The organism is Catenovulum agarivorans YM01, from assembly GCF_000281085.1.
Classification (GTDB): Bacteria; Pseudomonadota; Gammaproteobacteria; order Enterobacterales; family Alteromonadaceae; genus Catenovulum; species Catenovulum agarivorans.
This window is the reverse complement of record NZ_JH767522.1, coordinates 413,070-424,499: the sequence shown is the minus strand read 5'-3', so window position 1 is coordinate 424,499 and position 11,430 is coordinate 413,070. Positions and strand designations below refer to the sequence as shown.

Sequence of the window (11,430 nt, the reverse complement as noted above, 5' to 3'; positions counted from 1 at the left end):
TTAGACATAAAAGACCCCCAGTAATTGGATAGTCCAACTATTGGGGGTCACTTCATATAGGTTGGGCTTTCAATCAAACAAAAAACTTAGCTGAAACTACACATCTAAGTTTGCTACATTCAACGCATTACGCTCAATAAAGTCACGACGAGGTTCAACTTGGTCACCCATCAAAGTAGAGAACAACTGATCAGCACCAATCGCATCTTCAATCGTCACTTTAAGCATACGGCGACTATTCGGATCCATAGTGGTTTCCCAAAGTTGATCCGCATTCATCTCACCCAAACCTTTGTAACGTTGTATGTATAAACCTTTTTTCGATTCTTTAATTAGCCAATCTAAACCTTGCTCAAAAGATTGAATAGGGAAAATACGCTCACCACGTTTGATGTATGCGCCCTCTTCAACTAAACCAGCAATTGTATTACCGGTTTTAGCAATGTTTTGATAATCAGCAGAGCTAACAAAATCCGCATCTACCTTATACACATAATCAACACCATGCGTACGTACATTAAAGCGTGGGATGTAAGAGTGAATCTCTTGGTCGAAATCAACATGATGTTCGAAGATAGAACTACCATCTTTTTTAGCTTCTAGTTGAGAAGCTAAACCAGCAGCCCACTTTTCAACAAACTCTTTATCTTTTAATTTGTCAGCCGTTAATGCTTCAACATATTTAAGTTCATTAACTAATGCTGGATTAACTGTACGCGATAAACGCTCAATGATGTGTTCACAACGTTGGAAATCTTTAACGATTTGCTCTAACGCACTACCACTGATTGCAGGAGCATCTTCATTCACATGCAATTCAGCGCCGTCTAATGCAAGGTTAGTTAAATAACCTTCGAACGCAGCTTCATCTTTAATGTATTGCTCTTGTTTACCTTTTTTAACTTTAAATAAAGGTGGTTGAGCGATAAATACATGACCACGTTCAATAATTTCTGGCATTTGACGGTAGAAGAAGGTCAATAGTAATGTGCGAATGTGCGATCCATCGACGTCAGCATCCGTCATTAAGATAATTGAATGATATCTTAATTTATCAGGGTTATATTCATCGCGGCCGATGCCACAACCTAACGCAGTAATCAAAGTACCAACTTCAGCTGAACTAAGCATTTTGTCGAAACGTGCTTTTTCAACATTTAGAATTTTACCTTTTAATGGCAAAATTGCTTGGTTCTTACGGTTACGACCCTGCTTAGCTGATCCGCCCGCAGAGTCACCCTCCACTATGTATAGTTCAGAAAGCGCAGGGTCTCGCTCTTGGCAATCAGCTAATTTACCTGGTAAACCTGCAATATCTAACACACCTTTACGGCGGGTAATTTCACGCGCTTTACGTGCAGCTTCACGTGCACGAGCCGCATCCATAATCTTAGTAACGATAGATTTAACTTCTGTCGGGTTTTCCAATAAGAAATCATTAAGCTTTTCAGCCATAGTTTGTTCTACAGCACCCTTAACTTCAGAAGATACTAACTTGTCTTTTGTTTGTGATGAGAATTTAGGATCTGGCACTTTAACTGATACAACTGCGGTTAAACCTTCACGAGCATCGTCACCTGTAGTAGCAACTTTAGCTTTTTTCGACATACCTTCTTTTTCCATAAAGGTATTTAGCGTACGAGTTAATGCAGCACGGAAACCTGCTAAGTGGGTACCACCATCACGTTGTGGAATATTATTGGTAAAACAAAATACATTTTCTTGTTGATAAGAATCATTCCACTGTGCAGCCACTTCAACAGTAATGCCATCTTCACGTTCAGCAACAAAGTGGAATACATGGCTGTGAATTGGTGTTTTGTTGCGATTCAAATATTCAACAAATGCTTGAATACCACCTTCATACATAAAGTGGTCGTTTTTACCATCGCGTTCATCTTTTAATTTAATTGAAACACCAGAGTTCAAGAAGCTCAATTCACGTAAACGCTTGGCTAAAATATCGTAGTGGAACAAGGTATCACTAAAGATAGTCGGCGATGGCCAGAAACGAATTTCTGTACCTGTGCCTTCAGTTTCACCAATAACTTCAATTGGTTTAACCGGATCACCTAATTTATATTTTTGTTGGTGAACTTTACCTTCACGACGAATGGTAAGTTGTAAATCATCAGAAAGTGCATTAACTACCGATACACCTACACCATGCAAACCACCAGAAACTTTATATGAGTTATCGTCGAATTTACCGCCGGCGTGCAATACAGTCATGATTACCTGTGCAGCAGAAACGCCCTCTTCAGGGTGCATTGCAACCGGAATACCACGACCATCGTCGCGAACAGATACAGAACCATCAGAATGTATGGTTACAATAATGTCTTTACAGTGACCAGCTAACGCTTCGTCTATACTGTTATCGACAACCTCAAATACCATGTGGTGCAGGCCGGTACCGTCGTCGGTATCACCAATATACATGCCGGGTCTTTTTCTTACCGCGTCTAGTCCTTTTAAGACTTTTATCGACGATGAATCATATTCTGACATTTTCTGACCTTATTAATTTATCAATTTGCCATGTTTCACGTGAAACACTGCATGTTCATACTCTATAACTTGTTGAATAAGCGCTAAATCTTTTTCAATACAAGTAAAAAACATTTGGTTTTGATTATTCTTGTTAGTGCTAAACGCAGCTTTGATAGAAGTTAAATCTAACTCAGCCGCAATATCATCAACTATCCAAATACAGTTTTTGTCGGTTTGCTTTTTTATAACTTCTTCCGCAGCAAACATCAACGCCAATACATAACGCTTACATTCACCACGCGACAAAATATTTCTAATGGGTTGTTCTTTATATTTAAGAATCAATTCGTCTCTATGCACACCTACCCCAGTTGTTTTACGCTTAAGATCGGTTTGCAAATTTTTTGTGAGTAACTCGGCTAAATCAAATTGTTGATTCCAGCCAGGTTTATATTCTAATTGAATACTTTGCTGCCTATCGCCATCAGTAAAGTTTTCTTTAGTTAATAAAGATTGATACTGGTAGATTTCTTTGTTTAACCAATCCACTGCTTGCTGACGTAATTGTTGAATCTGTTTATTCAGCTGAATAAAACTATTATCCCACGAACGAATTTGTTCAACCAAACCACGACGTAAAGCTGAGTTTCTTTGTTCTAATACTCGAGCATAGTCACGATAAATCGATGAAACATTTTGCTGATGTTTCACGTGAAACACCAACCAATCTAAAAATTTTCTGCGTATACTTGGGCTGCCATCAACCAAATCAAAACTATCACAAGTAAAAGCGACAATTGGAAATTGACTAGATAGCTCACTTAACCTAGCGGCTTTTTTCCCTTGAATGCGAACTTCACTGTCACCACTTTGATTTTTACTTAAACCAAACTTTATATTTTGTTCGTAGTCATCCGCTTGTTGCTTCTCAGTAAAACAGTCGGCGAATACGGTTAAGTTTGTTTGACTAAACTGGATAAGTTCTGGCGTTTTAGATTTTCGAAAAGAGCGGCCGAAGCCTAACAAGTGAATGGCTTCCAAAATTGACGATTTACCACTGCCGTTTTCACCGACAATGATATTACAGTGGGCGTGCGGTAACATTTCTATCTGCGAAATATTACGCACGTTATGAATCGCCAACTTTGAAATATGCATAAAAAGGAAGTTGAATTACAACCTCATTGGCATAACAACATAAATAGCAGCATCATCTTGATTATCTTCAATCAAGGCACTGCTATTTGCATCACCTAAAGTGATCTTAACTTCGTCTGACTCTAAAGAATTTAATACATCAATAATGTAAGCAACGTTAAAACCAATTTCTAACTCACTACCTTGGTAATTTACTTCAACCACCTCTTCAGCAACTTCTTGTTCAGGGTTGGTTGCGGTAATGGTTAATTCACCACTGGCTAAGTTTAAACGCACACCACGGAATTTTTCGTTAGATAAAATAGCTGCCCGCGCAAAAGCTTGTTTGATATAACCTTTATCAGCAATAATTTCTTTATCACCACCTTTAGGTAAGACACGGCGATAATCAGGGAAACGGCCATCAACTAATTTACTGGTAAAAGTAAAAGACCCACTGCTTAAACGGATATGGTTGCTACCAATTGAGATATATACATTGTCGTCTGAGTCTTCAATTAAACGACTGATCTCAGTAACACCTTTACGAGGAATAATTACTTGGCTTTCATCTAACGATTCGTTTTCTAAATCTAAACGCATTAATGCTAAACGGTGACCATCAGTGGTTACACAACGAATTTGATTGCCCGAGGTTTCTAATGACATACCATTGAGATAATAACGCACATCTTGGTTGGCCATAGAAAATGCGGTGCGATCTATCATAGTTTTTAGATCTTTTTGTTTAACCGCAAAGTTAATTTCGCTCGCCCATTCTTCTAAGTTAGGGAAGTCTTTCGCTGGCAGGGTTGATAGTGAATACTTACTTCTACCCGACTTAATTTGCAATTTAGTATCAGTTAATGAAAATTCAATCAGTGCCGAATCACTCAACCCTTTACAGATATCAAATAATTTTTTCGCTGGTACAGTAATTTGCCCATCATCCGATGCTTGCACTAACTCAACCGATGCAACCAATTCAACTTCTAAATCTGTACCTGTAATCGACAATACCCCATCGTTTATGTCTAACAATACATTCGACAAAATAGGTAAGGTATGGCGGCGTTCCACTGTACCAGTTGCAAGTTGCAATGGCTTAAGTATATCTTCTCGACTAACTGAAAATTTCATATTTTTATTATCCAATCTTTACGAAGAAAGTGTGCGAACTAAGTTTGAAAAATCTTCTTTAATATCGTGATTTTTTTCTCTTAATTCAACGACTTTTCTGCAAGCATGCAATACAGTTGTATGATCACGCCCACCAAAAGCCGCTCCAATTTCAGGCAAACTATGGTTTGTTAATTCCTTTGATAGTGCCATGGCTATTTGTCGTGGACGCGCAACACTGCGACTACGACTTTTAGACGACATATCTGCCAACTTAATTTTATAATATTCAGCGACAGTTTTTTGTATGTTATCTATTGTAACGAGTTTTTCTTGTAATGCGAGCATATCGCGCAGCGCATCTTTAGCAAAGTCTATTGTAACTGCTTTGCCAGTAAAATTGGCATTGGCAATTACGCGGTTTAATGCACCTTCTAAATCACGTACATTTGAACGCAAACGTTTCGCGATAAAAAACGCCACTTCGTGTGGAAGATCAAAATTAGACTCTTGTGCTTTTTTCATCAAAATAGCGACACGGGTTTCTAACTCTGGTGGCTCAATAATAATGGTTAAGCCCCAACCGAAACGAGATTTTAACCTTTCTTCTACGCCGTCGATTTCTTTGGGGTATCTATCACTGGTTAAAATAACTTGGTGATTGCCTTCTAATAACGCATTAAAAGTGTGGAAGAACTCTTCTTGTGAACGCTCTTTACCAGCAAAAAATTGAATATCATCAATTAATAGTGCATCAACTGAACGATAATGGCGCTTCCAATCTTCAATTGAATTGGTTTGAATGGCTTTCACCATGTCTTGCACGAAACGCTCTGAATGCATATAAACAATTTTTGCATCCGGGTTGCGCTGTCGAATTTCATTACCAACAGCGTGCATTAAGTGAGTTTTACCTAAACCTGTACTACCGTATAAAAACAATGGGTTAAATGCGGTACCTGGATTATCCGCAACCTGTGTTGCCGCAGCTCGCGCCAATTGGTTAGATTTACCTTCAACAAAGTTATCAAAAGTATAATTTTCACGCAGGTTAGAACGCAAACCGCTTGGTGGTGTTTGCCCTATTTGTGCTGGGTTGGCCATTTGTGGATTAAAACCATTTGTCACAGGTGCATGAGTATGCCCACCCTGTGTAGGTGCTGGTTTATTGCCTAATTCGAGTTTTGGATTAGCAATAGGTGCAGCAGGTTTTGAACCCACTTCCATTTTAAGGTTAGGACTTTTGTCCCCTGCTAGTTCCTTTAGCAATTCGGTAATACGGTCAACATACTTATCACGCACCCAATCTAAAACGAATTTGTTTGGTGCGTAAAGAATCAAATCTTGGTTTAAAGCTTGGACCTGTAATGGACGAACCCACATATTATATTGTTGTGAGGGCAATTCGCGCTGTAAATTATCTAAACACGCCTGCCATAGCGATTCGCTCAAGGAACTTCTCCACTTATTTATTGGACGGTGGATCTCATCAAATTTTATCCACAAGTTCAATATTGACAAATTACAAAAGGCTATTTAACCGAAAAATAACGTATATCCACATGATTTATCTAACTTTATTTTTTAATTCTTTTTTGTTCTATACCAACTAAATTTCAATAACAAATTGTTTATTAAAACAACAAATGTGGATAAAATCAGCAAATTAAAAAAGTTATCCAAAAAGCGCATTGATGATAGAGATCATACTTGTCTCAAACGAATAATTTTGCTATAGTTCGCGCCCCTTATAAGGCCGTGCCGGCAGGCACAATTTTAGATTAATCGGAATTATTGCAATGAAACGTACATTTCAACCTAGCAATTTAAAGCGTAAGCGTAGTCACGGTTTCCGTGCTCGTATGGCTACAAAAAGCGGTCGTCAAGTTTTAGCTCGTCGCCGTGCTAAAGGACGTAAAGTTTTAAGCGCGTAATATTACGTGAAAACTTTTCCGTTCAAGCGGGAGTCGAGACTCCTCACTCCCGCCGACTTTCAAAGCGTTTTCGACGCCAATCCTAAAAAATTTTCTTGTCGTTATTACACTATTCTTGCTGCAAAAAACTCATTCGCAAATGCACGCATTGGTTTTACCATCTCAAAAAAGAAAGCAAAATTTGCAACTGAGCGCAATCAAGTCAAACGTGTTGTACGCGAATATTTTAGGTTAAATCAACACAACCTAAATAATGTCGATTTGGTTTTTATTGGTAAACAAGGTATTGCCAATGCAACCAATGCAGAATTACGCCACGAGCTAAACTACACATGGAAAAAAATCCAACGTCAGTTCAAAAATTAGCTCGAAAATTATGTTATGGCCTAGTTAGGTTATACCAATTGACCTTGAGTCCGTTACTTGGACCTAGGTGTCGTTTCCATCCAACTTGCTCAAATTATGCAATTTTAGCAATTAATCGCCACGGAGTGCGTATTGGAGGTTGGTTAACGGTCAAACGCGTTATAAAATGTCACCCGTTTTCGTCTGGCGGGTATGATCCTGTCCCTAAATCAAAAAACAAAGAGAAATAGAGTTCTATGGAATCGCAAAGAAGTTTTCTATTGATAGGTTTAGCTTTGGTTACCTTTTTATTATGGAACCAATGGCAAATAGACCAAGCACCTCAACCTGTGGCACCTATCACAGCAGAGAGCACAACCACAGCAATTGCACAAAAGCCTGCACAAATTTCTGCCGACGTACCTGTTGCAGAACAAAGTGTACTTGAGTCAATGGCTACAGGTAGCAGCTTTATTACAGTAACAACTGATACTGTTAAAGTGAAAATTGACTTGTTAGGTGGTGATATTGTTCAGCTAGACTTACTTAAGTTTGCTAAAGAAAAAGATGGTTCTGAAGCTTATTCTTTGTTAGTTGAACAAGGCGCTGATTTATACCATGCACAATCTGGCTTAACTGGTGCACATGGCCCAGATGCTAGCCCTAAAGGTCGCCCTTTGTATGTCGCGGCACAAACTGACTATCAAATGTCAGGTGATACTTTAGAAGTGCCAATCAGCTTTAAAAGCAGCCAAGGTTTAACAGTTAAAAAAGTATTTGTATTCCGCAAAGCTGAACACGATATTCAAATTCGTTTTGATGTGACCAATACATCTGAAGCTGTGAAGAACGTGCAATTGTTTGCACAGTTAAAACAAAATGCTGCACAAGCACAAAGTTCAATGATGATGCCAACTTACCATGGCGCGGCATACTCAACTCAGAACGAAACTTACGAAAAAATCGATTTCGACGATATTGTAGATTCTAAATTACAAGTTGCTTCAACTGGCGGTTGGATTTCAATGATCGAACATTATTTCGTAACCGCATTTATTCCTAGCGCTGACGAAAATATTGAGATTTCAACCAAAGCGTTAAGCGGTGGCAAAGTATTGATTCGTTATAAAGGTGAAGCAGTTCAAGTTGCACCTGGCCAACAAGCAAGCTTAGTAACAACTTTATATGCAGGCCCTAAAGCGCAAGACAAATTAGCCGAGCTAGCGGATAACTTAGACCTAACAGTTGACTACGGTATGTTGTGGTTTTTATCACAGCCACTATTCCACTTATTACAATTTTTACACGGCTTAGTTGCTAACTGGGGTGTGGCTATCATTCTTATCACAATAATTGTGAAAGGTTTAATGTACGGCTTAACCAAAAAACAATACACTTCAATGGCAAAGTTACGCCAGTTACAACCTAAGTTAACTGAGCTTAAAAACCGTTATGGCGAAGACAGACAAAAGTTTTCACAAGCTATGATGGAGTTATACCGCAAAGAAAAAGTTAACCCTATGGGTGGTTGTTTACCAATTCTTTTACAGATGCCTATTTTCTTAGCTTTATACTGGGTATTTGTTGAAAGTGTTGAATTACGCCATGCTGAATTTGCATTATGGATCCACGACTTATCACAACAAGATCCATTCTACGTATTACCTATCTTGATGGGTGCAAGTATGTTTGTAATGCAAAAATTACAACCTACGCCTATGCAAGATCCGGTACAGCAAAAAATCTTCCAGTATATGCCAGTTGCCTTTACCTTCTTCTTTTTATGGTTCCCGGCGGGTCTAGTTTTATACTGGTTAGTCAGCAACATTATTTCAATTGTACAAATGTTGATGATTAATAAAGCGATGGAGAAAAAGGGTTTAAAATAACCACTTCGCTTTAAATAACTAGCTTTTAAAACGGGCATTAATGCCCGTTTTTGTTATCTGTACAAAACCATAAAACACTTAAAGCAGATAGCGTTATAATTAAGTGCCAGTAGGGAACACGAATGCACACAGAGCAATAATTTTCGCAAAACAACAATATATGGGATTAAGAAGTTTGGATTCGTCCATGAAGGTTGGGCTCCTGTCGCCTTCCATGGCTCCACCTCATCAAGCTGCGAAGCGTTGCTTCGGTCTTGATTCGCCCATAAAAAAGAAATTTTGCTCTAAATCATTGCCTGCCTGCATTCTAGAATTTGTTGCACGTTATAGCTTTATAAAGAGGTCTAAGATGTTGAACCAAGATACAATTGCTGCAATTGCTACCGCGCCGGGTCGTGGTGGTGTAGGTATAATTAGAATATCCGGCAGTTTAGCCACAACAGTTGCCGAGCAATTAGTCAAAAAACAACTTAAACCTCGCCAAGCTGAGTATTTAAAATTTTACGATCTCAACGGCCAAGTAATAGACCAAGGCATAGCTCTATTTTTTAAAGGGCCAAATTCATTTACCGGTGAAGACATACTAGAGCTGCAAGGCCATGGCGGCCCAGTTATCCTCGATTTACTACTCCAACAAGTAGTCGCGATAAAAGGCGTGCGTTTGGCCAACCCAGGTGAGTTTTCTGAGCGCGCATTTTTAAATGACAAACTAGATTTAGCCCAAGCGGAAGCGATAGCTGATTTAATTGAATCATCTTCAGAGCAAGCTGCACGTTGTGCACTACAAACTTTACAAGGTGAGTTTTCCAAACGCATCCATGCTTTATCAGAAGAAATAATCCACTTGCGTATCTATGTAGAAGCCGCAATAGATTTTCCAGAAGAAGAAGTCGACTTTTTATCAGACGGAAAAATTGAAAGTGATTTACTCAAGATTATCGACTCAACCAGCAATGTACTCGCGCAAGCACGCCAAGGCGCGCTGCTTAAAGATGGCATGCGCGTGGTAATAGCCGGTAAACCAAACGCAGGTAAATCTAGCTTATTAAACGCGTTAGCCGGTAAAGAAACCGCGATTGTTACCAACATAGCAGGCACAACCCGTGACGTGTTACGTGAACATATCCACATTGATGGCATGCCGCTGCATATTATCGACACAGCTGGTTTGCGTGAAAGCCCAGATGAAGTTGAACAAATAGGCATAGAGCGCGCATGGCAAGAAATAGAACAAGCAGATCGCATTTTATTAATGGTCGACAGCACAGAAAGCAAACACGCTGTTGAACAAGACTGGCCAGAGTTTTTTACCCGCTTAGGTGATAAAGCTGTTGGCGTAACTGTTGTTCGTAACAAAGCCGACCAAAGTGGTGAAACACTAGGTTTTGAGGATACGACCCCCTACCCTATTATTCGTTTATCGGCAAAAACTGGTGAAGGCATGCAGCACTTAACCGAACATTTGAAAAAAATAATGGGTTACCAAGCTTCAACCGAAGGACAGTTTTTAGCCCGCCGCCGCCATATAGATGCTATAAACCGAGCAATGGAACATTTAGAAAACGGTAAATACCAACTGCAAGAAATGCACGCAGGTGAATTACTGGCTGAAGAATTACGTTTAGCTCAACAGTTTTTAAATGAAATAACCGGCGAATTTAGCAGCGATGATTTATTAGGGCGGATCTTTAGTAGTTTTTGTATTGGGAAATAAAATTCCATTTGCAACTTTTGGCTGTTCTGAAGCTCTATGTTATTCAAGCTTACGAATAACATTATGGACAGCCAATGAAATACCTATCAATTTTACTACTGCTTGTAACCGCAACTGCCTGTACCAGTATTCCACTTAAAACCTTATACAAACTTAGAAATGCAAGCCCTTTGCAAGCACCGGCTGAGCATATTCGAGTGGCTATTCGTGCCGATAAAAACCTACAAATAAAACAAGGAAATGTGCAATTAGAGCTGGGTTACCAAACAGCGGATAATCAGCTAGATATTCACGATATCTATTTTGTTGAAGTGCAAGAATTCTCTCAAAAGCACAATCAACTACCAACAGCTTTGCTGAATAACCTAGAAGATAATCAACAAGTGATTATTTTAAAACTAACAGCAGCAGACGCAGCACAATTTAAACAACGCCAGCAGCTCATTAGCCAATACGAACAAACAAGCAAAAAAGGTCGAGGTTGGTTGATAGCCAGTGTTAATGGTGGTTGTTATAAAAGCGCGAAACAACCCACAAGTCTGCCAACAGACATTTTTATTCAGTTTGATCCACAAGACGGTTATTTATTATTTGTTGAAGACTTAGATATTTTATCGCATGAACATATGGCCAATACCCATATAGGTAAGTGCAACTGATATACACAGATTAGATAACCAGCTCTCTGATAACAAGTTTAATGTTAACCTTTAAGCAACAGTGTTATACATGCAAGCTATATTGTTAAGCTATCTATAGTTATTAAACTGGTGGTATCAACAGCTTTTTAGCAGCGAAC

Annotated in this window: 10 protein-coding genes; 6 read left to right on the top strand and 4 right to left on the bottom strand. The window is 39.0% G+C overall.

Annotated elements, in window-relative coordinates; translation table 11 throughout:
* Positions 1-96 precede the first annotated feature (96 nt).
* The 4 genes from gyrB to dnaA are packed head-to-tail and all read right to left on the bottom strand — an operon-like array spanning position 97 to position 6,201.
* Positions 97-2,511, bottom strand: a complete 2,415-nt coding sequence (gyrB, locus tag WSC_RS0104560; protein ID WP_026016661.1) for a DNA topoisomerase (ATP-hydrolyzing) subunit B — start codon at positions 2,509-2,511, stop codon at positions 97-99.
* A 12-nt stretch (positions 2,512-2,523) separates the two neighbouring features.
* Positions 2,524-3,651, bottom strand: a complete 1,128-nt coding sequence (gene recF / locus WSC_RS0104555; protein WP_016954728.1) for a DNA replication/repair protein RecF — start codon at positions 3,649-3,651, stop codon at positions 2,524-2,526.
* A gap of 15 nt (positions 3,652-3,666) precedes the next feature.
* The gene (gene dnaN / locus WSC_RS0104550; protein WP_016954727.1) at positions 3,667-4,770 is read right to left on the bottom strand and encodes a DNA polymerase III subunit beta; all 1,104 of its coding nucleotides are present in this window, start codon (positions 4,768-4,770) and stop codon (positions 3,667-3,669) included.
* A gap of 18 nt (positions 4,771-4,788) precedes the next feature.
* On the bottom strand, positions 4,789-6,201 hold the full coding sequence (dnaA, locus tag WSC_RS0104545) for a chromosomal replication initiator protein DnaA (protein WP_016954726.1): 1,413 nt from the start codon (positions 6,199-6,201) through the stop codon (positions 4,789-4,791).
* A gap of 347 nt (positions 6,202-6,548) precedes the next feature.
* Here dnaA and rpmH point away from each other — a divergent pair, with 347 nt between their 5' ends.
* The 6 genes from rpmH to WSC_RS0104520 all read left to right on the top strand — a co-directional run bounded on the left by rpmH (position 6,549) and on the right by WSC_RS0104520 (position 11,290).
* Complete coding sequence (gene rpmH / locus WSC_RS0104540; RefSeq protein WP_016954725.1) at positions 6,549-6,683, top strand: 50S ribosomal protein L34; 135 nt, start codon at positions 6,549-6,551, stop codon at positions 6,681-6,683.
* 6 nt (positions 6,684-6,689) lie between these two features.
* Complete coding sequence (gene rnpA / locus WSC_RS0104535; protein ID WP_016954724.1) at positions 6,690-7,049, top strand: ribonuclease P protein component; 360 nt, start codon at positions 6,690-6,692, stop codon at positions 7,047-7,049.
* A complete protein-coding gene (gene yidD, locus WSC_RS24595) occupies positions 7,016-7,279 on the top strand; it encodes a membrane protein insertion efficiency factor YidD (RefSeq protein WP_082196113.1) in 264 nt (87 codons plus the stop codon). Before rnpA ends, yidD begins: the two co-directional genes overlap by 34 nt.
* Positions 7,280-7,285: 6 nt before the next feature.
* On the top strand, positions 7,286-8,917 hold the full coding sequence (yidC, locus tag WSC_RS0104530) for a membrane protein insertase YidC (RefSeq protein WP_016954723.1): 1,632 nt from the start codon (positions 7,286-7,288) through the stop codon (positions 8,915-8,917).
* Between the two features lie 349 nt (positions 8,918-9,266).
* Positions 9,267-10,631, top strand: a complete 1,365-nt coding sequence (gene mnmE, locus WSC_RS0104525) for a tRNA uridine-5-carboxymethylaminomethyl(34) synthesis GTPase MnmE (protein WP_016954722.1) — start codon at positions 9,267-9,269, stop codon at positions 10,629-10,631.
* Between the two features lie 74 nt (positions 10,632-10,705).
* On the top strand, positions 10,706-11,290 hold the full coding sequence (locus WSC_RS0104520; RefSeq protein ID WP_016954721.1) for a hypothetical protein: 585 nt from the start codon (positions 10,706-10,708) through the stop codon (positions 11,288-11,290).
* The last annotated feature ends 140 nt before the right edge of the window (positions 11,291-11,430 follow it).

Bases quoted from the DNA above. Each gene is read 5' to 3' on its own strand.
- gyrB (WP_026016661.1), bottom strand. From the start codon at position 2,511: ATGTCAGAATATGATTCATCGTCGATAAAAGTCTTAAAAGGACTAGAC.
- recF (WP_016954728.1), bottom strand. From the start codon at position 3,651: ATGCATATTTCAAAGTTGGCGATTCATAACGTGCGTAATATTTCGCAG.
- dnaN (WP_016954727.1), bottom strand. From the start codon at position 4,770: ATGAAATTTTCAGTTAGTCGAGAAGATATACTTAAGCCATTGCAACTT.
- rpmH (WP_016954725.1), top strand. From the start codon at position 6,549: ATGAAACGTACATTTCAACCTAGCAATTTAAAGCGTAAGCGTAGTCAC.
- yidD (WP_082196113.1), top strand. From the start codon at position 7,016: ATGGAAAAAAATCCAACGTCAGTTCAAAAATTAGCTCGAAAATTATGT.
- yidC (WP_016954723.1), top strand. From the start codon at position 7,286: ATGGAATCGCAAAGAAGTTTTCTATTGATAGGTTTAGCTTTGGTTACC.
- mnmE (WP_016954722.1), top strand. From the start codon at position 9,267: ATGTTGAACCAAGATACAATTGCTGCAATTGCTACCGCGCCGGGTCGT.
- WSC_RS0104520 (WP_016954721.1), top strand. From the start codon at position 10,706: ATGAAATACCTATCAATTTTACTACTGCTTGTAACCGCAACTGCCTGT.